A 23,777-nucleotide genomic window follows, 5' to 3' on the forward strand; every position below is an offset into this window, starting at 1 on the left:
TTCATGCGCCACAGCTTCCTTCTTGCCCCGCTTGTCGCGCTCGCCGCGACCAGCGCCTTTGCCTCCGACTTCCCGGTCACTATCAAGAGCTGTAACCGTGACGTTACGTTTGACACCGCCCCGAGCCGCGCCGTCTCCAACGACGTCAACCTCACCGAGATGATGCTGGCCCTCGGCCTCACCGGCTCGATGGCCGGTTATACCGGCGTGTCGGAGTGGAAGACGCTGAACGAAACGCTGCGCGCCGGTGTCGCCGAGCTGCCCGAACTGTCGCCCGACTATCCCACCAAGGAAGTGCTGCTCGGCGCCGATGCCGACTTCTATTTCGCCGGCTGGAACTACGGCATGAAGGTCGGCGGCGAAATCACCCCGGAGACCCTCGGCGCCTTCGGCATCAAGGTCTACGAGCTGACCGAAAGCTGCATCCACATCATGGACAAGCCCAAGGCCGCGATCGACGACCTCTATGTCGACCTGCTCAATCTGGGAAAAATCTTCGGCGTCTCCGAACGCGCCGAAGCGCTGGTTGCCGGTTACCGATCCGAGCTGGCTGCCTTCACCGCGACGCTGCCCAGGCGCGACACCCCGCCAAAGGTGTTCATCTATGACTCGGGCGAGGAGAAGCCCTTCACCGCCGGCCGCTACGCCATCCCCACCGCGCTGATCGAAGCCGCCGGCGGCACCAACATCATGGACGACGTGAACTCGAGCTGGGTCGAGATCGGCTGGGAGCCGGTGATCGAGCGCAACCCCGACGTCATCGTCATCATCAACTATGGCGAAGTCACCGCCGAGCAGAAGGCAGACTTCATGCGCAACAACCCGGCTTTCAAGGACATTCCGGCGATAAAACATAACCGCTTCGTTACGCTTCAATATGTCGAAGCCACCCCGGGCCCGCGCAACATCGCAGCGATCAAGCACCTGGCCGCGGCGTTCGCGGAGTAGCGGGGTAGACGGCCGACAGACGGCCCCCTCCCATCCTCCCCCATGAAGGGGGAGGTGCCCCGCCGGTGAGAAGGGCTCGATCGAGCCACAAACCCCTCTTCACCTCCCCCTTCATGGGGGAGGCCGGGAGGGGGCCGTCTCTATCAGTCAGCACCCCGTAAGGCCCCCATGTCCCACCGCCACCTCACCGGCCCGCGCCACGCCCTGATCCACGCCACCCCGGCGCTGGTGCTGGCGCTCGCCGCGCTGCTCCTCGTCACGGCGCTGGTCGCCGTCAGCGTCGGCGCCATCGCCATTCCGCTCGACACCGTCTGGTCCGTCGTTGCCCACCATCTCGCCCCCGGCAGCGTCGAGGTGAGCTGGTCGGCCGGGCGCGACAACATCGTCTGGGAGGTGCGGCTGCCCCGCGTCATCCTCGGCGCCGCCGTCGGCGCCAGCCTGGCGCTGGTCGGCGCCGCCCTGCAATCGGTGACCCGCAACCCGCTCGCCGATCCGCATCTGCTCGGCATTTCCTCGGGCGCGGCGCTCGGCGCCATCATCGTGCTGCTGCATACCGGCATGTTCCTCGGCCTCGCCACCGTCCCGCTCTTCGCCTTCGGCGGCGCGCTCCTGAGCACCGCCATCGTCGTCGGCATCGCCAATCTCACCCGCTCCACCGATGCCAGCCGGCTGATCCTCGCCGGCGTCGCCGTCAGCTTCCTCATCAGCTCCGGCGGCAGCCTCGCCATCTTCCTGGGTGATCCGCGCGCTGCCCACACTGTGATCTTCTGGATGCTTGGCGGCCTCGGGCTCTCGACCTGGGCGCAACTGCCCTACCCGCTCGTCGCGCTCCTCGCCTGCGGCGCTTACCTCATCGCCAACGCGCGCAACCTCAACGCCATGACGCTCGGCGACGAAAGCGCCACCACGCTCGGCATTCCAGCCGGGCGCTTCCGCATGGTGGTGTTCATCGTGTCGGCCCTGCTGACCGGCGCCGCCGTGGCCTTTTCCGGCGTCATCGCTTTTGTCGGGCTGATGATCCCGCACATCGTCCGCCTGGTTGTCGGCGGCGACTATCGCCGGGTGCTGCCGCTCTCGGCTTTGCTCGGCGCCATCTTCCTCGTTCTCGCCGACATGCTGGCCCGCATCATCATCCCGCCGCAGGATCTGCCCATCGGCATCATTACCGGGCTGGTCGGTGGCGGCTTCTTCATCCTGCTGCTCCGCCGCCGCGGCCGTGCCGCTTGACAGCAACCAAGGCGAGGCGTATTCAACACAAACGTTGATCAACGAAAGTGTTGAATATGTACTCCGCCACCGACCCACTCAGCACCACGCTCTCGGCCCTCGCCGATCCGACCCGCCGGGCCCTGCTGGCCCGGTTGAGCGAAGGCGAGGCAACGGTCAACGAGCTGGCCGAACCCTTCGACATTACCCTGCAGGCCGTGTCGCGCCACCTCAAGGTGCTGGAGACCGCCGGCCTGATCAGCCGCGGCCGCGAGGCGCAGTGGCGGCCCTGCAAACTCGAAACCGCCCGGCTGCAAGAAGTCGATGGCTGGCTCGCCCGCTACCGCATGTTCTGGGAAGGCAGCTTCGACAAGATGGGCGCCTATCTCGACGAGATCACCAAGGGAGATGACAATGGCTCAAAGAACTGAGATGCGCACTGAGGCCCTGAAGCTGCGCGACGACGAGCTGTTCATCACCCGCAGTTTCGCTGCGCCGCTGTCGATCGTCTGGCGCATGTGGCAGGAGCCCGAACACATGATCCGTTGGTGGGGCCCGGAAGGCTTCACCGTCACCGACCTCAGCTCCGACTTCCGCCCCGGCGGCGCCTGGCGCGTCGGCATGACCTCGTCGATGTTCCCCAAGAGCTGGTCGGGCGGCGAGTATCTCGAGATCGAGCCGCATAAGCGCATCGTCCTCAGCTTCGCCTGGGACGAAGGGGCCGGCGAAACCGTGCCCACCACCATCACCGTGCAGTTCGAGGAACGCGCCGGCCGCACCACCCAGCATTTCCACCAGACCCCCTTCACCTCCGTCGCCTCGCGCGACAGCCATGTCGGCGGCTGGAACTCGCTCTTCAATAAGGAAGAGCAATACGCCACGGCTTTGGCCAAGGGCATCCAGCTGCAACAGCTGACCTGAGCCCCTATCAACCGCCGGTGCTGGCTGCCCCCCACCCCTGTCCCCTCCCCGCAAGGGGGAGGGAGACCCTCACACCAGCATCTCAGTCTGCGTCTCCCTCCCCCTTGCGGGCCACCGGCACCTCAGCCGACAAGCAAAGGACCACCCCACGCCATGCTCGCCAACAAGATCGCCATCATCCACGGTGCCGCCGGCAGGATCGGCTCCACCACAGCCCGGCAGTTCGCTGCCGATGGCGCACGGCTGTTCCTCGCCGGCCGCACGCTCGCCAAGGTCCAGGCCGTCGCCGATGCCATCAACGCCGCGGGCGGCGAGGCCGAGGCCGCCGAAGTTGACGCCCTCGACGAAGCCGCCGTCCAGGCTCATGCCGATGCCATCGCCGCCAAAGCCGGCCGCATCGACATCACCTTCAATGCCATCTCGATCTTCGGCCACCTGCAGGGCACGCGCCTCATCGACATGAACAGCGCGGACGTGCTCACCCCGATCACTGCCGGCGTCCGCACGCACCTGTTCACCGGCCTCGCCGCCGCCCGCCATATGGTCAAGCAGGGCTCCGGCGTCATTCTCACCCTGTCGTCCACCGGCGCCCACCTCTCGGGCCGCGACCAGATGGAGCACAGCGCCGGCGGCTTCGGCATCGCCTGCACCGCCATCGAAGCGCTGTCGCGCACCCTCGCCGCCGAACTCGGTCCCAAGGGTATCCGCGTCGTCTGCCTCCGCTCCGAGGCCATCCCCGAGACCTGGCCCTCCGCCCCCGAGCACGCCGAGCTGGTTCGCGAGATCAAGGCCTACATGACAGCCGGCACCATTCTCGGCCGCATGCCGACCCTCGCCGAGGTCGCCAGCGCCGCCGCCTTCGCCGCCTCCGACCGCGCCACCGCGATATCAGGCGCCATCATGAACCTCACCTGCGGCTCGGTGATGGACGCGGACTAGCCGTCCGAGCGTGTGGCCACGCCAATTCGCAGGACGTGGGAGGATGGTTCAGTGCGGGAAGGGTACCCCCCACCCTGTCCCTCCCCCGCAAGGGGGGAGGAGACCAAAACACCGGCCTCAGTGAGAGCGTCTCCCTCCCCCTTGCGGGGAGGGGACAGGGGTGGGGGTACTCTTCCCGCGCCGACCATTGTGCTATTGGTGCCCCGACCACCGGAGCCCTCCCCCATTCCCGACTCTCTCCACATCGGCGGCGCCGTGCATCTCCCGCTGTCGGAGATTTCGATCGACTATATCCGCAGCCCCGGCCCGGGCGGCCAGAACGTCAACAAGGTGTCGAGCGCGGCGCAGCTCCGCTTCGACCTGATGGGTTCGCCGTCGCTGCCCGAGCCGCTGAAGCACCGCGCCGCCGTTCTCGCCGGCAGCCGGCTCACCACCGAGGGCGTCATCGTCATCACCGCCAACCGCCTGCGCAGCCAGCCGCTCAACCGCGACGACGCCATCGACCGCCTCGTCGCCATCCTGCGCGAGGCGCTGGTCCCGCCAAAACCCCGGCGCCCGACCCGCCCTACCCTCGGCTCCAAGCAACGCCGCCTCGAAGGCAAGTCGCAGCGCGGCGCCACCAAGAAGCTGCGCAGCGTCAAGAGCTGGGATTAACGCTCGTCGGATCGGCGGTGAAAGGCTCTAGGCGCCGATCTCGCCAAGGCTCTGGCGCGCCGCCGCGCCGATCTCCGCCGCAGCGATCGTCGGCATCGCGTCCTCCGGCGGATGCTGCGCATGGTCCGCCTCGATATGCCGCGCGAACTGCTCGATATCGTGCTGGAACTGTTTCGCCGACGACTTCAGCCCGGCATCCGACATCATCCGGCCCAGCAACGGGCCACTCGATTTGCTGAAGATCTGCGTCAGCCGGGTGCCGGTCCCCGAGTCTTCGAGCCGCAGCTCGGTCAGCCCCGACACCCCACGGATCGGTACCGGCGACACATACTCGACCAGCATCTGCTCGAATGGCTGCCATTCGAGCACCGTCAGCGGAATGATCGCGTCGCCGTGGTAGCACTGGAACACGCTGCCAACCGCTACCCGCCCGGCGCTTTTGCCGTTGATATCGAGATGCGTCGCCGCCAGCAGCACCCGGTAGTGCTCGGGCTGCACCACATAGTCCCACACCCGCTCGCGCGGCAGCGCGATCTCGGCGCTCACCCGCATCAGCTCGCTGTCCCCCGGGATGCTCACTCGGGTCAGCTGGCGCTTCGCTTCCCACACCGGATGCATGTCCTCGATCCACACTGCGACCGGGCCGAAATTCTCGTAGCTCTCCTGATGCGCCACCAGCCCCTCGGTCCCCAGCCCGAGCCGGGTCAGCGCCGCATCGGTGAACAGCGTATAGGCCCGGAAGCCGGTCGCCTCGGTCACGTGGTTCTTCAGCAGCCGATGGATCAGGATCACCTCCGAGCCCACCAGCTCGTCATGTGCATCGAGCTTCTGCACGGCGAATTCGCCATGATGGACGAAGAACTTCAGATCCAGCGTGCCGATATTGCGGCAGGCATTGCAGGGGCATGTGGTGTTGTGCACCATCCGCTCGATCGCCCTGCGGAAATCGACATAGGTGTCCTCGATGGTCTCGGCGAAGGTCTGGCCGGTGAGGAAATTGTCGCTCAGCCCGTAGCTGATCACCGCATCGCCAGCGAGCCGTGAGATCACCAGCGGCGGCCGCGTGTCGTGGATCAGGAGGTTGAGCAGCGCCGTCAGCGTCTGCTGCGCATGCTCCAGCTCCGACGCTCCCAGATACTGGGTGTAGCCGGTAATGTCGGCGATGAGGAAATAGCCAAGCCGGGTCGACACCTGTCACCTCCCCCGCCGCGCCGTCATTGTCTCACGGAACGGGGCAGCAGGGCCAGTGTCGCGGTGGCCTCTTGCCGATCCGCTCGCGGCGGCCGCTTGCCGTCCGCCCGCAACGGCCGCAAGCGGCCGTCCGATGTCAGCGGAATTGCCGGAACGATCCGCTATCAATAGGTGGACCCCGACGCATGGCGGCATCGGGGTCCGAGCAGTCACCTAGAACGCCGGGAGCTGGAAAGCTCCTGGCGTCGTGCCACGAGGCGGGGAGCCCAGAGGCACCCGACAAATTACCACGAATGCACCGCGCTTCACAGCGGCGCCTGTGACCGCACGGTTCCCGACTCCACGCCATACACCCGCCGCAATTTGCGCCCCAATCTGGTTTGCGTCACAAACCAGAGTCACCGGCCATGTCCGACCTCGACAAAGCCCTCGCCGATATCGTCGAGATAAAGTCGCGCCTCGCCCAGTCGAGCGAGTTCCTCGGCCTCGGTCCGGCCGCCCTCGCCACCTCGGGCCTCCTCGCCTTCGCCGTTGCGGCGCTGCAGTCGGTGCTGCCGGGCGCCGCCGAGCCCATGGCCTACTTCACCGGCTGGGTGCTCACCGCCATTGTCGCCGTCGCGCTGATCGGCGCCGAGATGCTGCGCCGGGCCCAGCGCCACCATGCCGGCCTTGCCGACCAGATGATCCGCGAGGCGGTGCTGAACTTCGTGCCGGCAGGCGTCGCCGGCGCGACGCTGCTCGCCTTCTTCGCCCGCTTTGCGCCCGAGCAGCTGTGGCTGGTCCCCGGCCTGTGGCTGATCCTCGTCAGCCTCGGCATTTTTGCCGCCGTCCGCTCGCTGCCGCGCGCCATCGCGCTGGCCGGCGCCTGGTACCTGCTGTCAGGCTTCACCGTGCTGCTCTTCGCCGCCGGGGACCACAACCTCTCGCCGTGGCATATGGGCCTGCCCTTCGCCGTCGGCCAGCTGCTGATCGCCGGCATCGTTCACCGCGCCTCGGAGGCCGCCAATGTCCGTTGAGCCCGATGCCCCCTTCGCCTATGACGGGCTCGATCGCGTCATCCACGAGAAGGCCCGCCTGGGCATCCTCACCTCGCTGGTCAGCCGGCCCGACGGCCTCGCCTTCAACGACCTGCTGCGCCTCTGCGGCCTCACCCAGGGCAATCTCAGCCGCCACCTCGCCGTGCTGCAGGAAGCCGGCCTGGTCGACATTCACAAGGGCTACACCGGTAACCGCCCGCTGACCGAAATCCGCCTCACCCCCGCCGGCCGCCAGCGCTTTCTCGACTATCTCTCGGTGCTCGAACGCGTCGTCCGCGACGCCTCGGCAAGGGCTGAGCAGGCTGCGCCGGGGAAACCGCAGGTGGCTTGAGGTGCTGACTGAAGCAGACGGCCCCCTCCCGGCCTCCCCCATAAAGGGGGAGGTGAAGAGTCGAGGCTTCGTCTTCGATTGTGCCCAATGAACCGGCGGGGCACCTCCCCCTTCATGGGGGACTTCGAACCGTCCCGAAGGGCAAATCGCTCCAGTGGAGCGATTTGAGGCGAGAAGGCCATGAGAGCTATGCTCGAATGGCGAGGGAGGGGGCCGTCTCTCTCCGTCGACCACTGCCAATTCGTAACCGATGCCTGACCAATTCATATCCGCTCAACCGATGTCCAAGAGGTTTACAATGCAAACCACTCCTGACCACAAACTCCACGTCGCCATCATCATGGACGGCAATGGCCGCTGGGCCGAGGCGCGGGGCCTGCCCCGCCCCGCCGGCCATCAGGTCGGCGCCGATACCGTGCGCGCCATCGTCCGCTCGGCCATTGCGCGCGATATCGGCGCGCTGTCGCTCTACGCCTTCTCCACCTATAACTGGCGCCGCTCCGAGGCCGAAGTAGCCGGCATGATGGCGCTGCTCCGCCATTTCCTGCTCGTCGAGGCGCGCCAGCTGCGCGATGCCAATGTCCGCATTTCCATTCTCGGCCGCCGCGATCGCCTGCCGCTCGGCCTGGTGAAAGCCATCGCCGCCGCCGAACGCAGCACCGCCGCCTGCACCGGCCTGCATCTGCGCGTCGCCATCGATTACTCCGCCCGCGACGCCATCCTCGCCGCCGCGGCAGCGGGCCCCGAGGCGATCGCCACGGAACTCGGCACCGAGGATGTCGATTTCCTCATCCGCACCGGCGGCGACCAGCGGCTCTCCGATTTCATGCTGTGGGAATGCGCCCAGGCCGAGCTCTACTTCACCCGGGTGAAATGGCCCGACTTCGGCCCCGCCGAGTTCGACACGGCATTGGCGGAGTATGGCACCCGGGTGCGCAGCTTTGGCGGCAATGTCGAGCCTGTTAGGGCCATGGCTGGGTAGGGCTCTGTGAGAGCCGTAAACGGACCCGAGATGGCCCACGGCCTCACCTCCCCACCGGCCGTCATCCCAGCGAAAGCTGGGACCCAACTCACAGCCCGCGCCAGCCGATAGATGGGTCCCAGCTTTCGCTGGGATGACACCGAGTGCGTGGACAAATACTGCCCCCCACCCGTAACCCTAAGGCCGCTGGAACGTCTCGTATTTCGCCTCGCCCACCCGCTCGAACACCTGGATGTTGAGCCCGCCCGGCGTCCTGTCGTTGCGCAGCGTCTGCATCGCCGTCGCCACGCCATCCCGTGCAAACAGCTTGTGCCCGGCCCCGACAATCACCGGCGCCACCACCAGCCGCAGCTCATCGACCAGCCCCGCCGCCAGCAGCGACCCGGCAAGGCTGCCACTGCCATGCACCTGCAGCTCACCGCCATCCCGCGCCTTCAACGCCTCGACCTGCTTGAGCACGTCGCCACCCAGCACCGTCGCCGGTCCCCAGCTGGTTGCCTCGAGCGTCGCCGAGGCCACGTATTTCGGCAGCCGGTTCATCATCAGCCCGATGGCGTCATCCGGCTTGTTCATCTCCGGCCAGTCGCGCGCAAAGCTCTCATAGGTCCGCCGCCCGAGCAGCAGCCCATCGGCCTGCCCCAGCCAGCTGCGCGCCTGATCGAGAAAGCCCTGCTCGAGATAGGGCACGAACCAGCCGCCGCGCGAAAAGCCGTCGCTGCGGTCCTCGTCCGGGCTGCCCGGCCCCTGGTAGACGCCGTCCAGCGATACGAAGGTCATGACCACCAGCTTCATTTTTCGAACTCCGAGTGAGAAACACTATGCCTTTTGGCTAACTATCAACCGCAAACACTTAGCGCAACGGCTAAGTGACGTCAGCACTAAACACTTAGCCATTGCGCTAAGCATTAGCCGATGCTAGTCGTCGCCCATGCATGCGGGCACCGAGCAACTCGACGGGATTTTTCAGGCCCTCGCCGATCCGACGCGGCGGGCCATCCTGCAACGTCTCGGCGGCGGCCCGGCCGGCGTGGGCGAACTGGCCAAACCCTTCGACATGGCCCTGCCCTCGTTCATGAAGCACATCACCGCGCTCGAGCAGAGCGGCCTGATCCGCACCGCGAAAACCGGCCGGGTGCGCACCTGCACCCTCGAAAAGGGCACGTTCGCGCTGGTCGACAGCTGGCTGGATCATCAGCGCCGGCTGTGGAGCGGGCGTACCGACCGGCTCGAGGCCTTTGTCACCAGGGACAAGCCATGACCGAGATGTTCGACCCCGAACGCGACCTCACCATCGAGCGCTTCATCCGGGCGCCGCGCGCCGCCGTCTGGGATGCCTGGACGCTGCCGCGGCAGTTCGAGCAATGGTGGGTGCCCGAGCCGGCCAAGTGCCGGGCAGTCCGCTTCGAAGCCGTGCCCGGCGGCCCGCTGGTCACCGAGATCAGCGAAGCCGGCCAGCCCTTTGCCCCGCATATGGATGCCTGCTTCCTGATCGTCGAACCGCAGCGCCGCCTCATCTTCACCGATGCCCTGCTCGCCGGCTTCCGCCCAGCGCCCAATAGCTTCATCACAGCCGAAATCACCCTCGACGAGGTGAATGGCGGCACGCAGTACGCGGCCCGCGTCATGCATTCCGACCGCGCCACGCGCGACAAGCACGCCGAACTCGGCTTCTACGACGGCTGGGGTACCGTGATCGAACAGCTGGCGCGGTTTGTTGAGGTGCCGACCAGCTAGAGCGAAGGCGCCCGGTCCGGCGCAGTTTGGCACCGGCGGATGTCTCGCGTCCCCTCTCCCCTCCTAGGGGGCGTTGATGGCACCGCCAGTGGAAACACAACCAAGCCGCCTCGCCCCCCTTACGACCCCTCCTCATCCACCCGCTCGCGTGGCCCTTCCGGCACCGAACGCCACACAATCAGCGCCAGGGCGACCAGGGGGATGCCGATCAGCGGCAGGGCCATAGCGCCCCAGCTGTCGAGCACGATGCCTCCTAAGGCCGCTGCCACCGCCATCCCGATCATGAAGGCGGACATATTGAGCGAGATTGCCACCGGCACGGCGCCCGGCGCGATCTGCGCCATGTGGCTGGCCACCGCGATCGAATACGTGCGGCCGACGAAACCCTGTGCGCCGACCGTCAGCATCAGCGCCGGCAGGGCGAAGGCCGGCGGCACATAGGAGAGGCCGAAAAACACCGCCATCACCACGATCACCGCCAGCCCGGCGATGGTTGCTGTCCGGCCGCTGCCGAACCGATCCGACATCCGGCCCGCGGTGGCGCTGCAGGCAATGGCGCCGATGCCGCCGGCCAGCAGCACCAGCGGCAGCGTTTCGTAGCCGACGCCCACCGCCGCCATCAGCGCGCCGATATAGACGATCAGCGGCGACGAGCCGATCATGAACAACAGGGTCGAGAGCAGCGCCCGGCCCACGCCGGGGTTGCGCAGCACCCGCAGCCGGTCGCGAATGCTCAGCGTATCGCCCAGCATGCCGCGCGGCAGCCGCATATACAGCGCCGTCGCCGCCAGCCCGGCCATGATCGCCAGCATCACATAGACGACGCGCCAGCCGAACTGCGCCGCGATCCACGCCCCGAGCGGCACGCCGGCCAGCGCCGCGATCGCCTGCCCCATGCTGATCACCTGCATGTAGCGGCCACGCTTGCCGTAAGGCGCGATCATCGCGGCGGTCGCCATGGCGGTGCCGGTATAGGTCCCCGCCACCACCGCCAGCGCCGTCCGCACCACGACGAGGGCTTCGAACGTGGTCGAGAGCACGATCAGCAGCGCGCAGAGCGCAAAGCCGAACTCGGCGCCGGCGAGAATGCGCCGCCGCCCCACCCCGCCGAGCAGCAGCGCCAGCAGCGGCGGGCCGAACGCATAGGCCAGCGAATAGAACAGCACCACCAGGCCCGCCTGCCCCAGGCTCACCCCGAGGTCGGCGCCGATCAGCGGCAACAATCCGGCGATCAGGCCCCCTTCAATGGCCCCGACAAATGCCGCCAGCGCCAGCCAATACAGCCGCGAATCCATAGCTCCCCCTCGGGAGGGTATTCTTGGCGTCGTGCGGAGGCATGGGAAAGGGCAAATCGCCCGCAGCGACACATCCAATGGTAGCGGTCCCAATCGCATTGCTGGGCCGGATCCAGCCACAAGCTCGATGCCCACCTCCCCCTTGACGGGGGAGGCAAGCGAAGCTTGCGAGCGCAAGCGAGCTAGCGCAGCTCGGAGGGGGTGTGCGGAGCCTCGGTGCCTGCGGCCGGTCACTGCCTGGTCTGGGAACCACCACCGAGTGTGGGGCTCCACGTCAAAAAGCCTGGCCGCACGCATCGAGCCCCCTGCGCACCCCCTCCGAGCTGCGCTAGGTCGCTGTCGCTCCCAAGCTCCGCTTGCCTCCCCCGTCAAGGGGGAGGTGGGCATCGTGCCCTCGGCACCCCCTGTTCCCTTTCCGTTCGCCACACCCTATATTGACGTGGAACCACGACAACACTGACAGATTCTGACAGCACACCTATCTATGGTGCTGGCTGCGCACCGCCCGCGCTCCTATCGCGGGGCGCCAAGTGAACCAAACGCCGAGAGTCCGCCATGCCCCCGAAAAAGCCGGTTTCCGACTTCTCCATCGATGACTTCCTCGGCGAGATCGAGAAGGCCGAGGACGAGCGCCTGAACAAGCGGCTGCCGCAGGAGCGCCTGAAGAACAAGCGCGCCCTTGACAACGCCGCCCGCCGCGCCGCCGAAGCCGCCGGCACCGGCATCCAGCCGCTGACGCCCCAACCCCTGATCAAAAAGGCCGACGGCCCGCTGGCGCAGGAAAAGCCGAAGAAGACCGCCCGCTCCGCCGCCACCGGCATGCAGCTCAAGGCCCCGAAGTCGAAGGCCAACTCGGTCGACCGTCCGGATTTCGGCGGTATGGGTGAGTCCGACCAGGCCGGCTTCGGTCACCTGCCCTCCGGCCACGTCACGGCCCGCGATATCTCGCGCCAGGCGGCGAAAGACCCCGAGGTGATGGAGCAGCTGCGCGAAGCGCTCGAGACTTCGAAGAAGAAGGTCAGGGCGAAGAACATGCCCGGCCAGTCGCTGGCCGGCGCGCAGACCGTCGGTATCTCCGCCACGGTGAAGGCGCTCGAGGACATCATCCTGCACGGCCGCAAGGAGGTGGAGGGCAACAAGGAGTGGAAGCCGCACCGCCCTGCCCCGCGCGACAAGTCCGAAGGCGGTGTGCTGTTCAAGCTGGTCACCAGCTACGAGCCGCGCGGCGACCAGCCCACCGCCATCGCCGACCTGGTCGAGGGCGTCGAGAACGGCGAGACCGACCAGGTGCTGCTCGGCGTCACCGGCTCCGGCAAGACCTTTACCGCGGCGCAGACCATCATGCGCACTCAGCGGCCGGCGCTGATCCTTGCGCCCAACAAAACGCTGGCCGCTCAGCTCTATGGCGAGATGAAGTCGTTCTTCCCCGACAACGCCGTCGAGTATTTCGTTTCCTACTACGACTACTACCAGCCCGAGGCCTATGTGCCGCGGACCGACACCTATATCGAGAAGGAATCGACCATCAACGAGCAGATCGACCGCATGCGCCACTCGGCGACGCGCGCCCTGCTCGAACGCGACGACGTCATCATCGTCGCCTCGGTCTCCTGCATCTACGGTATCGGCTCGGTCGAAGACTACACCGCCATGACCTTCGATCTCAGGAAGGGCCAGAAGGTCGACCACCAGGAGCTGCTGCGTTCGCTCAGCCAGCTGCAATACAAGCGCGGCGACACCGGCTTCGTCCGCGGCACGTTCCGGGTGCGCGGCGATACGGTGGAGCTGTTCCCGGCCCACTATGAGGATGCCGCCTGGCGCATCACCCTGTTCGGCAACGAGATCGAGTCGATCGCCGAGTTCGATCCGCTGACCGGCAAGAAATCCTCCGACCTGCTCAGCGTCCGCATCTTCGCCAACAGCCACTATGTGACGCCGCGCGCCACCCTCACCGGCGCCATCAAGGAGATCCGCAAGGAGCTAGCCGCCCGCCTGCAGGAGCTGAACGGCGCCGGCCGCTTCCTCGAAGCGCAGCGGCTTGAGCAGCGCACCCTGTTCGATCTCGAGATGATGGAAGCCACCGGCTCCTGCGCCGGCATCGAGAACTATTCGCGCTACTTCTCCGGCCGCAAGCCGGGCGAGCCGCCACCGACTTTGTTCGAATACCTGCCCGACAACGCCCTGGTGTTCATCGACGAAAGCCACGTCACCGTCGGCCAGCTCGGCGCCATGTATCGCGGCGACCTGCGCCGCAAGGCCACCCTCGCCGAATACGGCTTCCGCCTGCCCTCGGCCATGGACAACCGCCCGCTCCGCTTCGAGGAGTGGAACGCCATGCGCCCGCAGACCATCTATGTCTCGGCCACCCCCGGCGCCTGGGAAATGGAGCAGGCCAACGGCGTGTTCGCCGAGCAGGTGATCCGCCCCACCGGCCTGATCGATCCGCCGGTCGAAATCCGGCCGGCCAAGACCCAGGTCGATGACGTGGTGGACGAGATCCGCCAGGTGTCGAAAGCCGGCTACCGCACCCTGGTCACCGTGCTCACCAAGCGCATGGCCGAGGATCTCACCGAATACATGCACGAGCAGGGCATTCGCGTGCGGTATATGCACAGCGATATCGACACCATCGAGCGCATCGAGATCATCAGGGATCTCCGCCTCGGCGCCTTCGATGTGCTGGTCGGCATCAACCTCTTGCGCGAAGGTCTCGACATCCCCGAATGCGCCCTCGTCGCCATCCTCGATGCCGACAAGGAAGGGTTTTTGCGCTCCGAGACTTCACTGATCCAGACCATCGGCCGCGCCGCCCGCAACGTCGACGGCAAGGTCATCCTCTACGCCGACAACATCACCGGCTCCATGGAACGCGCCATGGCCGAAACCAGCCGCCGCCGCGAAAAGCAGACCGCCTACAACGTCGCCAACGGCATCACCCCGCAATCGGTGAAATCCAACATCAAGGAAATCGTCGACAGCATCTACGAACAGGACCACGTCACCGTCTCGATCGGCAAGGACAAGAGCGGCAAGGAAAAGGTCCAGGCCGGAGCAAACCTGGCTGCGGTGATCAAGGACCTGGAGCGCGAGATGCGCGAAGCGGCGACGAACCTGGAGTTCGAGAAGGCGGCACGGCTGCGCGATGAGGTGAAGCGGTTGAGGGAGATGGAATTGGATGTGTTGGAGGGTGGGGTGGAGTAGCCGTGCTCCATCCCCGCTCTCCTAGCTACGACTTCGGTCCCAACACATCCATCAAGCAACCATTTGCCTCGTGTCGAAGTCAAAGTCCGGCAAAAAGCCACCAGCGCCTTGAGCGTTAGCCAACCACTTCGCTGCTTGAACTGACGAAATGGCACCCCCGTCTATGCATTGACATAGCAGCCCAATAAAGCCGGTGACGTTCTCCGCACCCAACAGATCTACACCGACATCCCTCGCCCTTCGATCATCAGAGATCAGTAGCTCCCCGGACTCGACACAGATCGTAACGCACTCGGCCTCTCCGACGCCAATCTCATGATCGGCAGCGATATCACCTACCGCCGTCGCAGACAGAGATGACCCATCGAAACGATGAATCAGACCGGCTTCTAGTAGTTGTTCGAGGATAACCTTGTCCTTTACGATTTCGTCTTCGACCAACCCCTGAAACCAGACCTCAGTTGGGATGGCAGACAGTATCTCGGCCGCCCCACCTGACCTGATCAAATTTATTAGGGCGCAGGCATCAATGATAGCGGCTTGCATCGACTACTTCCAAGGCCTCCTGCAGCGATAGCCCAAAGATCTCCGCGGCCCGCTCCACCGATATCTCACCCGCCCGTATTTGCTCAGCACAGCCCCTCATTGCGCCACGAGCCACACTGTTCCACTCTTCACCCGGATCGGCAGCAAGACCAAAATGGTCTCCAAACTTCTCAGGAGAAGCAAACTCTTCGGTGATAGCTCGCCTTAACGAGCGCGTGGCACCTGCAGGCAGTAATTCCAGGACCTCAAGACGTCCGCCCGCCACGTCAAAGCTAGTGCCGAACGACCTCGCTACATTCATGACCTCAAGGGCGGTCAGGCCGTCCGCAGGGGAGTCGTGAGTGGCCCGCCAGCGCCTTACTACGTCGGAAACGCCTCCGGGCGGCAACAGACAGGCGGCAGCAAAGGCGTTGGCGAAACTCTCCTCCTCAAAGGAGGAGCCTGCCGTTTCGTGGGTAACTTCCTGATCTAGCCAGATCTCGTCGCTGCCGACTGGGAGATCTGTGATGAGGTGGCAAACCTCGTGACACAGAGTGAAGCGCATCCGCCCGAGATGACGCTCAGCGAGAAGAACGATGGCCGTCCCATTTGTGCGCGTCGCGACGCCATCGAGCGAACGAAACTTGCTCACGAGCTGCACCACGCCGAACTTTGCAAATAGAGTTTCTGACAGCCCAAAGAGCGCGGAGCGACGGTCAATCCCGAGTATGTTCTCGCGAAACATTCTTGCCAGCTGCTCGGCAGAAGCCAGCGTCTTTGGGAAGTCGGAAAAGAAGGGAAGGTCGGACACGTCAACTAACCGAGCGACAAGCTTAGCCCGATAGGACCCAAGCGCCCCTTCGTACTCCAGCTCGTCAGCCGGTGACCGTCCAAAGTTGGAGCGGTACTTTTGTAGCGACCTGGCATCGCTCGGAGGGCTAACCAAGAGCTCCCTGACAGGGATATGAAGGTGCTTGGATAAGAGGCGAACCTCGTCCACAGTGGGATCTGCGTCACTCAAAAGCTCAGCAATGCGTCGCTCGCTTAGCCCACTAGCAATGAGCCGCTCCAGCCTAACAGACCGGGCGGCCAGCGCCTCCTTCAGAGCGGTCATTTCCCCCCCTGCAGCCGCCGAAGCTCCTGAACGAGGGCCTTAACTTGCTCCTCGTTCAGCCCGCGCCAACGAGGGACAAGATCCGCTGTATTGTTGGAGCGCACCTTGAGAATTCGCTCGAGCATACCGTGGGTTCGGGCCCGCGCGAGCTCGATCGCTCGCTCCCCTACAATCGCGACAGCTTCTTTCCCTACTAAGTAATTTTGCCGCCGCTTGGCAAACTGATCATGATCGTCCAAGGCGTTGTGTTCGCCATCTGCGTTGACAATGATGTTGCCGATGACCTGACCACGCTCGTTCTTCTTCAGCCGATACTCAGGAAAACGCTCATACGCATCGAGAGCATCCAGCTTTTCGTCGACTTTAAAGCCGCCAATGACATAGGGGACCCTTTCGGGAACCTTGCCGCTCAGCGCAAACACCCAATCTCCGATATCGAGGAACCTGCGGATGTTCGGCATACAGGCGCCCAATGTGGCGTACTTGCCGAATATGGGGTCGTTGAACTCCCATCCCATCGAGGGGTCCGCACCGGCGTACAGCTTGTAAATGTAGCCTTTCATTCGCCGCTCCAGTATCCGCTGTTCGGGATGGCTGCTTGTAACATCCCGTCATAGTGAAGGCTCGTTGCAGCAAACGCATCACGTACCGCTACAGCAATCTCATGCTCCATGGCCTGCGCCAGCGTCGTTTCCAACACCTTTAGTGCTCGCTCCCCGTGCTGGGCGTCCATTGGTCCGTGCAACTCGTACGTTTTCGCGTCCTCGGCCGTGAAACCGTAAAGGTCGACGTAGGCTGAAAATATCTGTGGGCTGAGCTTGCTGTAGAAAAACTCGACACATCCAGCACCGATCATGTGCTGAAGCGGCCCACGATCAGCAATGTCTTTGTAAAGGGCCATAGCCGCTGCGTTTGCTGGGGTTGGCACAGCCACATCCAACTCTCGTTGAGTGACGCCGTTGGCCAACAGGAACGAGCGAATCAAGTCAACATGGCTAGGACCCGACTCATCTAGCTGGCACTCCTCCCGCGCAGTCTGATCCAGCAGCTCGAAAAGTTCGCCGCCGATCAGGCGCGCGCTAATGGCGGCCCGTTCTCGATACAGTCGCCCTACGTTGGAGCGTAGATAGTGCTGTATCTCGGCTAGTATGATCTGTTCTTTTGTCAGACGCCGTTCAAGCACCGCTGTCCATAGCGGGTGTCGTTCGAAAGGCCACTGATCATAGTACTTGAGCGCATCAGATCTGGTCAGTCCCATGCATTACCCCCAATACGTGTTGAAAGTAAGCTACCAGAGAACATCTAAAGAACAAGAGATGAAAGATCGACATGCCATTCCCGTGCGCGGGCCCCGATGCACTGTAGCGGCAGGCGTCGTTGTCGTCCGGGCAGCGTACCGCCGCGCCTCGCCCACAAGGTCCTCCGCTGCCACAATCCTGCCCACTACGGGCTGTTGGCGCGAAGCCGCCAATACCTGACAGAACCACCGCCGAAACCCCGCCACTTTCGGTTCATCCTCAATTCATCATATGACTTTCATGTTCGCCCCGTTGCATCCCGCAACGCGAGGTAAAACATCAAATGCTGCCAAAGCTTAGCGTCACGGCTTTTGCCGTTGCGGCCGCCTGTTTGACTGCCCCGTCCTTCGCTCAATCCTTCCCGGAGATCACCACAGTTCGCGCCACCGACCTGCTGCGGGCTCCGCCGCCGGATGGCCGGCGCGTCACCAGTATCGCCAAGGGCGAGCGGCTCAGGCTGTACGAATGCGTGGGCAAGCCGACCTGGTGCCGGGTCGGGCAGCTCGCCGGGCCGCATCCCCGCAGCGGCTGGGTCGCGGCCGATGCGCTCGACGGCGCCGTCTCCACCAAGTGACGGGAGCCGTAACCATGCTCAGCAAACGCCATCCCGCCGCGCTCGCCCTGATCGCCACCCTCGTCGCGCCCGGCTCTTTCGCCGCCCCTGCTTTGGCGCAGGATTTCCCTGAGGTCACCGTGCTGCGTTCGACGCCGGTCTACCGCACCCCCGGCCACCGGCCGTTCGGCCAGCTGATGAAGGGCGAACGGGTGATGCTGCACGAATGCACCGAGCTGCCCGGCTACTGCCAGGTCTCAGTACGCCAGCCCGGCCGCCGCCTGACCGGCTGGGTCAACTCCGAGGCGCTGGACGGCATCGTCGCCAAATGATCGATCGGGCCGGCCACGCGCCGGCCCGATCCTGTCGCGCAGTCCCGAACTCGCAGCGCTCCGTGAGCGAATGTCGGCAACAGCTCGAAAAATGCCCGACCTAAGATCGGCTCGAACTCGGCAATGAGACAGCCAAGCGCTGATGCTGTGATAGACGTTCAGCGTCTTACGTCTACCGGAGTGTCCTAATTGGTCGTGATAAAGTTGGAAGAGGAAACGCGCTTCTTCGAGGAAATGGGAAAATCAGACGCCCTCGGCGTGGTGATCCGGGGGCTCATCTACATCGAGCACGAACTCATCGAACTGCTCACGGAGAACCTGGAAAACCCCGTGGCCGCCAAGCTGAACTCGCTCGAGTACTCCGCCAAGGTTGACCTTGCCGTCGCCATCGGCCTGCGTCCTGACTTGGGAAAGGGGCTCAACGCTCTTGGCTCGCTCAGAAACAAACTGGCTCACGACCTCAGGGCGAAGGTCGACACCAGCGCTGCAAACAATGCGTACAAAGCGCTGGCTGCTGTAGACAAAGACATAGTGCAGAACACGTTCGCCCGCGTTCAGAAGCTCAATTCGCCGAGCCCCAAGACGTTCTCCGCCCTCGAGCCGCTTGATCAGGTTCGGGTACTGATGGTGTCCCTCAGGCAGGCCGTTCGCGCTGCGCGCAGGGCCTCCCAGGCCCACCGTGAGGAAGTGGAGGCGGCATTGGCCGCTCATAGAGCCGCACCATCCTGACCGACGCCGCCGGTTCTCCCGACCGGGTATCATCAGTCACAACCGCCTTAAGCAATCATCAACCTCCGTAGTATCTGTCGCTGGCCTTACACCAACGACCAGGTCACGCTTCCGCAATGGACAAGTTCACCAAAAAAGAGATCGAAGCAGAGCACCGTCGGCGGCGACGTCAACCCGAACGGGAGTCTTCCGCTGCGACGACGACATGTTTCCATTGTGGTCAGCCGTTCAATGCTGCCTTGGCAGTGGCCGGCGATCATGGTCTCTGCGACGCCTGCAATCTCCGCGACTAGGCGACTAAGTCGATCTTATGGACTTCTCCTTGGCCACGAAAGGGCCCTTTGGGCTCGATTTGCAGTCGGTGCGGCAGCTCGCGCGCCAGGCCAGGCGCTGCAAAGCCGGCCCGCCAGCAACAGAGAAGCAAGTCCGCCCCCAATCCATCGCAGCATTGAAGACGCCCGATCGTGACTTCCTGAGTCGAGGTTGGCGGGCTGTCTTCCGCCCGCCAAATCCCGCGCCGTCGTTTGTGCCATATCCGCAGCATTGCGCCACGCGCCTGTATCGGCCGCTCCCTGCCCCATGCACCTGCGCAGCAAGAGTTTAGGGTGTCACATTTGCCGGTTTGGGGAGGTCGCACCATGCATAATCCAGTGACGCCCGCGTCGTCTTACACCACTGTCCGCCTGACACCGGGGGAAGTGCTGATCACCCAGGGCGCGCCGGGCGGCAGCCTCTACGTGCTCGAGGAGGGTGAGTTGGGGGTGATCCGCGACGGCGTCGAGATCGCCACCGTGTCGCGGCCCTTTTCGGTGGTTGGCGAAATGTCGGTGGTGCTCGGCACCCCGACCAGCGCCACAGTGCGCGCCATCAAGGAGACCGGGTGCGGGTGTTCTCCGATGCCCGCAGCACGCTCTCCAGCGACGCCGATTTCGCCTTCCGCATGGCCTACCTGATGGCCAGCCGGCTCGACGCCACCTCGGCGCTGCTGGTCGAGCACAAGCGCAAGCAGGGCAGCAAGCCCGAGACCGACCTGATGAGCCGGCTGTTCAACGCCCTGCATCTGCCGAGCGACGAGCCGCCTGCCCCGCCGACCAACCGGCAGGAAATGTTCAGCGCCCCGCAAGGCGCCTTCCCCCGGTAGAGCCTTCGCCATTGCCCCTGATCGCCTGCTTCCTCGGCGGGCTGCTCGCAGCCCCTGAACGGTTGCGTCACGCCCCATTCAGCGCGACGCCACTACCCTCCTTCCTCATGAGGTCGAACGACCTCCGCGCTCCGGCGCGACCCTCCGGTGCGCGGAACTGCATCCACCGAGGAGGAGGATCCGATGATCTCCGTGACCAGACTTGGGGCGATTGCATTGCTTACCGGCGCGCTGTGCGCCACCGCCATGCCGGCGCATGCGGCACTCACCAGCTGCTATCCACAGATGGAAGGCATCGGGCGCGGCCCCACCGCCGCCATCGCCTTCAGCAAGGCCAAGATCAACTGGCGCATCCACGTCGAAGACAGCTACGGGATGTACTTCGCCAGCTGGGCCAACGCTGACGATGCCACCCGCAGCTGCAAGACCACTGATGGCATCACCTATTGCCGCGTCCACGCCAAACCCTGCAGCTCGAACCCACCTGGCGGCGAAGGCGTGAACAAGAACCCGGTCTACGACTGAGCGTGCAGGCCGCAGGACAGATCGGAACTGTCCCACCCCCCATGGCGTCGCCCCGGCGGCGCCCTCTGGCCGCGCAGCGGCAGCGCATGGTTCAGACCGGCCGGCCATGGCCCCCCCTGTCGAAATCGGCCCAGCTCGCGCGACATAAGGTCAGGCAAGCGAAAGGAGCCGATCATGTCAGTAACTCTCCCCACCAGCTTCGAGGCCACTTTGGTTCAGAGTTCCGCCGAGGGCGGCTGGACCTACCTGGTCTGGCCCGAGTCCGTCGCCTTCTTCGGCACCCGCGGCCTGGTCAAGGTCGTGGGCACCATGGATGGCAAGCCGTTCCGCTCCAGCTTCATGGCGCTCGGCAACGGCACGCATAAGCTACCGGTCGCCGCAAAACTCCGTAACCAACTGGGCAAGCGCGTCGGCGACGCCATCGCCGTAACGCTGACCGAACGGCTCAATTGAGGCGTCTCAGCCCTGCTCGATGGTCAGCGTGCCATGCGTCCGATCCTCGATGGTCTGCAACGGCAGGCTCAGCCGGAACTCGTCGCCGGCGGGGTGGTAGATGGCGAAGCGGAAGCCCTTCTGCAGCAGCGCTTCCACCTCGTCCTGGGTGAACTTGGTGTGCCGCGTGGTGCGACCGTTGAGCGGAATGGTGTGTCTGGGCATGGCGCGTCTCCGGCAAGTGTTCTTGATTTGTTCTAGGCGTGAGGTTTTCGCGGAGTCCACTCCCTTCGTTGGGATTTCAACCCTGCCGCTCTGGCGAGGGCGCGGGCGGGCGGGGCTGCACGAGCGCGAGACTGCGTCGGCGTAGAGGGTTTGGCTCGGTATCGAACCACCCACCGGCTGTCATCCCAGCGAAAGCTGGGACCCAACGCGCAGCCCGTGCCAGCGGTTGGATGGGTCCCAGCTTTCGCTGGGATGACATCGAGTATGTTCTGGCCATCTGTGAAAATGGGGCTCCCGCGTCCCCCCAAAGGAGAGGTGAAGAGGTCGAAGCCGGCACCGCGCCTTCACCACTCCGTGACCCCGCATTGCGCCACCGCCTGCCGGCTCCTAGCCTTGGTGGGCCATCCCGGAGGAGGCTCGCATGCGCAATCCGTTCCTCGCCGTTGCCCTGGCGGTGCCGCTGGTCATCGGCGGGCTCGCCCTCGGCGTCCTGCCCGCCGAGGCGGCCGGGCACACCGTCACGATCCAGGGACACAAGTTCAAACCCGCCAAGCTCACTGTCGCCAAAGGCGACACCATCACCTTCATCAACCAGGACAGCGCCCCGCACACCGCCACCGCCAATGACGGCGCCTTCGACACCGGCCGGTTGTCGACCGGCAAGCGGGCCACGGTCACCGTCAGCGCCGCGGGTGCGCACGCCTATATCTGCAAGATCCACCCCTCGATGAAGGGCACCGTGACCGTCCACTAGCTGCCCAACGGCGCCCGGTCGCACCGACTCGACGGCCACGCTCCGGGCCGCTAGCCTGCCGTCAAACGGGGGATCGACCATGGCCAATCTGCTGGCGCTGACCAATACCTATCCGACTGTGAGCCTCGCGCGCGGCGAGCGGCTGATCGAAACCGGCGAGTCGCGCGGCGAGCTGTTCATCCTCGTCTCCGGCCGGCTGGTGGTCGAGCGCGACGGCGTCGAAGTGGCGCGCATCTCCGAGCCCGGCACGCTGGTCGGCGAAATGAGCATCCTGCTCGGCGCCGATCACTCGGCCAACGTCACCGCCCTCACCCCGGTCGAAGTGCGCCATATCGAGGATGGGCTGCGCTGGCTCGAACAGAGCCCGATCGCCGCGCTGCACGTCGCCACCCTCGCCTGCCAGCGGCTCGATGCCACCAGCGCGCTGCTGGTGCAGCTGAAGAAAGAGAGCGAGGGGCACCGCGACCAGGGCTTGCTCGAGCGGCTGTTCGGCGCCGTCACCGGGGCCGAAACCCGCGCCTGAGCCATCGGCAGGGTTGATGGCAGCCATAACCGCGACTGCATTGATCTTGTCGCCGCGCCGCCCGAACATGGCGTCATGCTGAAAGACCAGACCCTCGACGGGCAAGACACAGACGATCGCAACGACCCGGAGGCGCCTGCCGCCCCGCTCTCGAACGGCGGCCCGCCATTGAACGATTCGCCGCGTCCCTGGGGCGATAACGGCATCGGCAACTATTTCGAGTGGAAGGCCGCCAGCGAAAAGGCCTTCAACGACGTGCCCTACGATATCGCGGTGATGCGGGCCCGCCGCGCCGAGGCGATGGGGCTCACCTACCGAGAGTACACCCTCGAGATTCTCGAGCGCGGCCGCTACCTCAGCGCCGACGCCGATGCCGAGCGCATCGCCGAGATCAAGCGGCGCCGCCCGATCCGCTACTGATCACTTCGCCATCAGGTGGCAACTCCGCGGGCCCTTGGCCCGTTTGCCTCGTCATCGCAACGACAGGAGCCGACTATGGCCAATGAAGAACATCACCTCACTCCGGCTGAGCTGACCGACAAGGCGTGGGAAATCGCCGAGAAGATCCGCATCGCCCTCGTCACCACCTGGGATGGCGAGCAGCAGCGCATCAGGCCGCTCTCGGCGCACGTCGATCGCGAGGGCGATGTGATCCAGTTCCTCATCGGCGCGCATGGCGGCACCACCCTGGCCGAGGCCACCGGCGCCCCGGCTCTCACGCTGGTGCAGCAGGTGAAGAAATACCCGACCGTCACCCTCGCCTTCGCCGATCACGACGCGCAGGACTATGTCACCATCACCGGCCAGGCGGCGCTCAGCAATGATCGCGCGCGGATCAAGGAGCTGTGGACGCCCTTCGCGAGAGCCTGGTGGGACAGCGCCGACGACCCGGAAATCCGATTGCTCACGGTGACGCCGGAGAATGCCGAGATCTGGGAAGGCCCCAACCAGCTGGCCGCCACCGCCCTCATGCTCACCGCCGCGATTACCGGAGCGAAGCCGCCGGTGGGCGACCATGGCGCGGTGCGGATGTAGGGCGGTCCAGCGAGGGCGAGGGGCGCGACACCTATCGGTTTGACGCGCTCTCGCCTTCCCCACCGGCTGTCATCCCAGCGAAAGCTGGGACCCAACTATCGGCTGGCGCGGGCTGCGAAAGCCGGACGAGGGCAGAGCCCTCGCCGTGAGGT

General features: G+C 65.1%; 30 protein-coding genes and 1 pseudogene. 23 read left to right on the plus strand and 8 right to left on the minus strand.

Going from position 1 to position 23,777, the window contains the following annotated elements; genetic code table 11:
- Positions 1-3 precede the first annotated feature (3 nt).
- From ASC89_RS19910 to arfB, 6 genes are all read left to right on the plus strand, one after another.
- Positions 4-948: an ABC transporter substrate-binding protein gene (locus ASC89_RS19910; protein ID WP_056001023.1), complete on the plus strand. Its 945-nt coding sequence runs from the start codon at positions 4-6 to the stop codon at positions 946-948.
- Positions 949-1,116: 168 nt separating this feature from the next.
- Positions 1,117-2,175, plus strand: a complete 1,059-nt coding sequence (locus ASC89_RS19915) for an iron ABC transporter permease (RefSeq protein WP_056001026.1) — start codon at positions 1,117-1,119, stop codon at positions 2,173-2,175.
- A gap of 56 nt (positions 2,176-2,231) precedes the next feature.
- The gene (locus ASC89_RS19920; RefSeq protein ID WP_056001029.1) at positions 2,232-2,585 is read left to right on the plus strand and encodes a helix-turn-helix transcriptional regulator; all 354 of its coding nucleotides are present in this window, start codon (positions 2,232-2,234) and stop codon (positions 2,583-2,585) included.
- Positions 2,569-3,075, plus strand: a complete 507-nt coding sequence (locus tag ASC89_RS19925; protein ID WP_244488503.1) for an SRPBCC domain-containing protein — start codon at positions 2,569-2,571, stop codon at positions 3,073-3,075. Before ASC89_RS19920 ends, ASC89_RS19925 begins: the two co-directional genes overlap by 17 nt.
- Before the next feature lie 153 nt (positions 3,076-3,228).
- Positions 3,229-4,014, plus strand: a complete 786-nt coding sequence (locus tag ASC89_RS19930; protein WP_056001035.1) for an SDR family NAD(P)-dependent oxidoreductase — start codon at positions 3,229-3,231, stop codon at positions 4,012-4,014.
- 198 nt (positions 4,015-4,212) lie between these two features.
- Positions 4,213-4,668: an alternative ribosome rescue aminoacyl-tRNA hydrolase ArfB gene (arfB, locus tag ASC89_RS19935; RefSeq protein WP_320410479.1), complete on the plus strand. Its 456-nt coding sequence runs from the start codon at positions 4,213-4,215 to the stop codon at positions 4,666-4,668.
- A gap of 27 nt (positions 4,669-4,695) precedes the next feature.
- Here the strand turns inward: arfB and ASC89_RS19940 are convergent, their stop codons facing one another.
- The gene (locus tag ASC89_RS19940) at positions 4,696-5,859 is read right to left on the minus strand and encodes a DUF2652 domain-containing protein (protein ID WP_056001038.1); all 1,164 of its coding nucleotides are present in this window, start codon (positions 5,857-5,859) and stop codon (positions 4,696-4,698) included.
- A gap of 407 nt (positions 5,860-6,266) precedes the next feature.
- Here ASC89_RS19940 and ASC89_RS19945 point away from each other — a divergent pair, with 407 nt between their 5' ends.
- The 3 genes from ASC89_RS19945 to uppS all read left to right on the plus strand — a co-directional run bounded on the left by ASC89_RS19945 (position 6,267) and on the right by uppS (position 8,209).
- Entirely contained in the window at positions 6,267-6,875 is a 609-nt protein-coding gene (locus ASC89_RS19945) for a hypothetical protein (protein WP_056001041.1), read from the plus strand.
- On the plus strand, positions 6,865-7,227 hold the full coding sequence (locus tag ASC89_RS19950) for a transcriptional regulator (RefSeq protein ID WP_056001045.1): 363 nt from the start codon (positions 6,865-6,867) through the stop codon (positions 7,225-7,227). The genes ASC89_RS19945 and ASC89_RS19950 overlap by 11 nt, the downstream gene beginning before the upstream one ends.
- Before the next feature lie 298 nt (positions 7,228-7,525).
- Positions 7,526-8,209, plus strand: a complete 684-nt coding sequence (uppS, locus tag ASC89_RS19955) for a polyprenyl diphosphate synthase (RefSeq protein WP_056001048.1) — start codon at positions 7,526-7,528, stop codon at positions 8,207-8,209.
- A 177-nt stretch (positions 8,210-8,386) separates the two neighbouring features.
- Here the strand turns inward: uppS and ASC89_RS19960 are convergent, their stop codons facing one another.
- Positions 8,387-9,001 (minus strand): dihydrofolate reductase family protein, encoded by a 615-nt coding sequence (locus tag ASC89_RS19960; RefSeq protein WP_056001050.1) that lies wholly within the window; start codon positions 8,999-9,001, stop codon positions 8,387-8,389.
- 136 nt (positions 9,002-9,137) lie between these two features.
- Between ASC89_RS19960 and ASC89_RS19965 the strand changes: the two genes are divergently transcribed.
- Positions 9,138-9,467 carry a helix-turn-helix transcriptional regulator gene (locus ASC89_RS19965; RefSeq protein ID WP_056001053.1) on the plus strand — a complete coding sequence of 110 codons (330 nt, stop codon included), beginning with the start codon at positions 9,138-9,140 and terminating at the stop codon, positions 9,465-9,467.
- Positions 9,464-9,943: an SRPBCC domain-containing protein gene (locus ASC89_RS19970; RefSeq protein WP_056001056.1), complete on the plus strand. Its 480-nt coding sequence runs from the start codon at positions 9,464-9,466 to the stop codon at positions 9,941-9,943. The genes ASC89_RS19965 and ASC89_RS19970 overlap by 4 nt, the downstream gene beginning before the upstream one ends.
- Positions 9,944-10,062: 119 nt before the next feature.
- On the opposite strand, the gene ASC89_RS19975 is transcribed toward ASC89_RS19970, so the two are convergent.
- On the minus strand, positions 10,063-11,238 hold the full coding sequence (locus tag ASC89_RS19975) for an MFS transporter (protein ID WP_056001059.1): 1,176 nt from the start codon (positions 11,236-11,238) through the stop codon (positions 10,063-10,065).
- Between the two features lie 819 nt (positions 11,239-12,057).
- On the opposite strand from ASC89_RS19975, the pseudogene uvrB reads away from it, so the two are divergent.
- Positions 12,058-14,412 (plus strand): annotated as a pseudogene (uvrB, locus tag ASC89_RS19980) (excinuclease ABC subunit UvrB); the annotation flags it as partial.
- A gap of 78 nt (positions 14,413-14,490) precedes the next feature.
- Here the strand turns inward: uvrB and ASC89_RS19985 are convergent.
- The 4 genes from ASC89_RS19985 to ASC89_RS20000 are packed head-to-tail and all read right to left on the minus strand — an operon-like array spanning position 14,491 to position 17,336.
- Positions 14,491-14,985 carry a hypothetical protein gene (locus ASC89_RS19985; RefSeq protein ID WP_056001064.1) on the minus strand — a complete coding sequence of 165 codons (495 nt, stop codon included), beginning with the start codon at positions 14,983-14,985 and terminating at the stop codon, positions 14,491-14,493.
- Positions 14,966-16,078 (minus strand): ImmA/IrrE family metallo-endopeptidase, encoded by a 1,113-nt coding sequence (locus ASC89_RS19990; protein WP_056001067.1) that lies wholly within the window; start codon positions 16,076-16,078, stop codon positions 14,966-14,968. The genes ASC89_RS19985 and ASC89_RS19990 overlap by 20 nt, the downstream gene beginning before the upstream one ends.
- On the minus strand, positions 16,075-16,641 hold the full coding sequence (locus ASC89_RS19995; protein WP_056001070.1) for a hypothetical protein: 567 nt from the start codon (positions 16,639-16,641) through the stop codon (positions 16,075-16,077). Before ASC89_RS19995 ends, ASC89_RS19990 begins: the two co-directional genes overlap by 4 nt.
- Entirely contained in the window at positions 16,638-17,336 is a 699-nt protein-coding gene (locus ASC89_RS20000; protein WP_056001072.1) for an iron-containing redox enzyme family protein, read from the minus strand. Before ASC89_RS20000 ends, ASC89_RS19995 begins: the two co-directional genes overlap by 4 nt.
- A 323-nt stretch (positions 17,337-17,659) precedes the next feature.
- On the opposite strand from ASC89_RS20000, the gene ASC89_RS20005 reads away from it, so the two are divergent.
- The 7 genes from ASC89_RS20005 to ASC89_RS20030 all read left to right on the plus strand — a co-directional run bounded on the left by ASC89_RS20005 (position 17,660) and on the right by ASC89_RS20030 (position 21,109).
- Positions 17,660-17,950 (plus strand): hypothetical protein, encoded by a 291-nt coding sequence (locus ASC89_RS20005; protein ID WP_056001075.1) that lies wholly within the window; start codon positions 17,660-17,662, stop codon positions 17,948-17,950.
- 14 nt (positions 17,951-17,964) lie between these two features.
- On the plus strand, positions 17,965-18,261 hold the full coding sequence (locus ASC89_RS20010; protein WP_056001078.1) for an SH3 domain-containing protein: 297 nt from the start codon (positions 17,965-17,967) through the stop codon (positions 18,259-18,261).
- A gap of 189 nt (positions 18,262-18,450) precedes the next feature.
- Positions 18,451-18,990, plus strand: a complete 540-nt coding sequence (locus ASC89_RS20015; RefSeq protein WP_056001081.1) for a hypothetical protein — start codon at positions 18,451-18,453, stop codon at positions 18,988-18,990.
- Positions 18,991-19,628: 638 nt separating this feature from the next.
- Positions 19,629-19,943, plus strand: coding sequence for a cyclic nucleotide-binding domain-containing protein (locus ASC89_RS29250; protein WP_082533485.1), 315 nt, complete (start codon positions 19,629-19,631; stop codon positions 19,941-19,943).
- Positions 19,871-20,131 carry a hypothetical protein gene (locus ASC89_RS20020; protein ID WP_056001084.1) on the plus strand — a complete coding sequence of 87 codons (261 nt, stop codon included), beginning with the start codon at positions 19,871-19,873 and terminating at the stop codon, positions 20,129-20,131. The genes ASC89_RS29250 and ASC89_RS20020 overlap by 73 nt, the downstream gene beginning before the upstream one ends.
- 183 nt (positions 20,132-20,314) lie before the next feature.
- Positions 20,315-20,656 carry a hypothetical protein gene (locus ASC89_RS20025; protein ID WP_056001087.1) on the plus strand — a complete coding sequence of 114 codons (342 nt, stop codon included), beginning with the start codon at positions 20,315-20,317 and terminating at the stop codon, positions 20,654-20,656.
- 174 nt (positions 20,657-20,830) lie between these two features.
- Positions 20,831-21,109: a DUF1905 domain-containing protein gene (locus ASC89_RS20030; RefSeq protein ID WP_056001090.1), complete on the plus strand. Its 279-nt coding sequence runs from the start codon at positions 20,831-20,833 to the stop codon at positions 21,107-21,109.
- A 6-nt stretch (positions 21,110-21,115) separates the two neighbouring features.
- Here ASC89_RS20030 and ASC89_RS20035 read toward each other — a convergent pair whose 3' ends face one another.
- Positions 21,116-21,313, minus strand: a complete 198-nt coding sequence (locus tag ASC89_RS20035; protein WP_056001093.1) for a hypothetical protein — start codon at positions 21,311-21,313, stop codon at positions 21,116-21,118.
- A gap of 421 nt (positions 21,314-21,734) precedes the next feature.
- Between ASC89_RS20035 and ASC89_RS20040 the strand changes: the two genes are divergently transcribed.
- The 4 genes from ASC89_RS20040 (at position 21,735) to ASC89_RS20055 (ending at position 23,625) form a co-directional block, all read left to right on the plus strand.
- Positions 21,735-22,067 (plus strand): cupredoxin family copper-binding protein, encoded by a 333-nt coding sequence (locus ASC89_RS20040; RefSeq protein WP_056001096.1) that lies wholly within the window; start codon positions 21,735-21,737, stop codon positions 22,065-22,067.
- A 79-nt stretch (positions 22,068-22,146) separates the two neighbouring features.
- A complete protein-coding gene (locus tag ASC89_RS20045) occupies positions 22,147-22,590 on the plus strand; it encodes a Crp/Fnr family transcriptional regulator (protein WP_055880647.1) in 444 nt (147 codons plus the stop codon).
- Between the two features lie 75 nt (positions 22,591-22,665).
- A complete protein-coding gene (locus ASC89_RS20050; protein ID WP_244488505.1) occupies positions 22,666-23,010 on the plus strand; it encodes a hypothetical protein in 345 nt (114 codons plus the stop codon).
- 75 nt (positions 23,011-23,085) lie between these two features.
- Positions 23,086-23,625 (plus strand): pyridoxamine 5'-phosphate oxidase family protein, encoded by a 540-nt coding sequence (locus ASC89_RS20055; protein WP_056001099.1) that lies wholly within the window; start codon positions 23,086-23,088, stop codon positions 23,623-23,625.
- The last annotated feature ends 152 nt before the right edge of the window (positions 23,626-23,777 follow it).

This window comes from Devosia sp. Root413D1, assembly GCF_001425235.1.
In the GTDB taxonomy this organism is placed as follows: domain Bacteria; phylum Pseudomonadota; class Alphaproteobacteria; order Rhizobiales; family Devosiaceae; genus Devosia_A.

Excerpts from the sequence above, each read along its gene's own strand:
- ASC89_RS29250 (WP_082533485.1), top strand. The coding sequence starts at position 19,629 with ATGCATAATCCAGTGACGCCCGCGTCGTCTTACACCACTGTCCGCCTG.
- ASC89_RS19965 (WP_056001053.1), top strand. The coding sequence starts at position 9,138 with ATGCATGCGGGCACCGAGCAACTCGACGGGATTTTTCAGGCCCTCGCC.
- ASC89_RS20010 (WP_056001078.1), top strand. The coding sequence starts at position 17,965 with ATGCTCAGCAAACGCCATCCCGCCGCGCTCGCCCTGATCGCCACCCTC.
- ASC89_RS19975 (WP_056001059.1), bottom strand. The coding sequence starts at position 11,238 with ATGGATTCGCGGCTGTATTGGCTGGCGCTGGCGGCATTTGTCGGGGCC.
- ASC89_RS19970 (WP_056001056.1), top strand. The coding sequence starts at position 9,464 with ATGACCGAGATGTTCGACCCCGAACGCGACCTCACCATCGAGCGCTTC.
- ASC89_RS19985 (WP_056001064.1), bottom strand. The coding sequence starts at position 14,985 with ATGCAAGCCGCTATCATTGATGCCTGCGCCCTAATAAATTTGATCAGG.
- ASC89_RS20025 (WP_056001087.1), top strand. The coding sequence starts at position 20,315 with ATGATCTCCGTGACCAGACTTGGGGCGATTGCATTGCTTACCGGCGCG.
- ASC89_RS19925 (WP_244488503.1), top strand. The coding sequence starts at position 2,569 with ATGGCTCAAAGAACTGAGATGCGCACTGAGGCCCTGAAGCTGCGCGAC.
- ASC89_RS20040 (WP_056001096.1), top strand. The coding sequence starts at position 21,735 with ATGCGCAATCCGTTCCTCGCCGTTGCCCTGGCGGTGCCGCTGGTCATC.
- ASC89_RS20005 (WP_056001075.1), top strand. The coding sequence starts at position 17,660 with ATGCTGCCAAAGCTTAGCGTCACGGCTTTTGCCGTTGCGGCCGCCTGT.
- ASC89_RS19910 (WP_056001023.1), top strand. The coding sequence starts at position 4 with ATGCGCCACAGCTTCCTTCTTGCCCCGCTTGTCGCGCTCGCCGCGACC.
- ASC89_RS19930 (WP_056001035.1), top strand. The coding sequence starts at position 3,229 with ATGCTCGCCAACAAGATCGCCATCATCCACGGTGCCGCCGGCAGGATC.
- ASC89_RS20045 (WP_055880647.1), top strand. The coding sequence starts at position 22,147 with ATGGCCAATCTGCTGGCGCTGACCAATACCTATCCGACTGTGAGCCTC.
- ASC89_RS19960 (WP_056001050.1), bottom strand. The coding sequence starts at position 9,001 with ATGAAGCTGGTGGTCATGACCTTCGTATCGCTGGACGGCGTCTACCAG.
- uppS (WP_056001048.1), top strand. The coding sequence starts at position 7,526 with ATGCAAACCACTCCTGACCACAAACTCCACGTCGCCATCATCATGGAC.
- ASC89_RS19995 (WP_056001070.1), bottom strand. The coding sequence starts at position 16,641 with ATGAAAGGCTACATTTACAAGCTGTACGCCGGTGCGGACCCCTCGATG.
- ASC89_RS19915 (WP_056001026.1), top strand. The coding sequence starts at position 1,117 with ATGTCCCACCGCCACCTCACCGGCCCGCGCCACGCCCTGATCCACGCC.
- ASC89_RS19920 (WP_056001029.1), top strand. The coding sequence starts at position 2,232 with ATGTACTCCGCCACCGACCCACTCAGCACCACGCTCTCGGCCCTCGCC.
- ASC89_RS19950 (WP_056001045.1), top strand. The coding sequence starts at position 6,865 with ATGTCCGTTGAGCCCGATGCCCCCTTCGCCTATGACGGGCTCGATCGC.
- ASC89_RS20035 (WP_056001093.1), bottom strand. The coding sequence starts at position 21,313 with ATGCCCAGACACACCATTCCGCTCAACGGTCGCACCACGCGGCACACC.
- ASC89_RS19945 (WP_056001041.1), top strand. The coding sequence starts at position 6,267 with ATGTCCGACCTCGACAAAGCCCTCGCCGATATCGTCGAGATAAAGTCG.
- ASC89_RS20030 (WP_056001090.1), top strand. The coding sequence starts at position 20,831 with ATGTCAGTAACTCTCCCCACCAGCTTCGAGGCCACTTTGGTTCAGAGT.
- ASC89_RS19990 (WP_056001067.1), bottom strand. The coding sequence starts at position 16,078 with ATGACCGCTCTGAAGGAGGCGCTGGCCGCCCGGTCTGTTAGGCTGGAG.
- ASC89_RS20000 (WP_056001072.1), bottom strand. The coding sequence starts at position 17,336 with ATGGGACTGACCAGATCTGATGCGCTCAAGTACTATGATCAGTGGCCT.
- ASC89_RS20055 (WP_056001099.1), top strand. The coding sequence starts at position 23,086 with ATGGCCAATGAAGAACATCACCTCACTCCGGCTGAGCTGACCGACAAG.
- ASC89_RS20050 (WP_244488505.1), top strand. The coding sequence starts at position 22,666 with ATGCTGAAAGACCAGACCCTCGACGGGCAAGACACAGACGATCGCAAC.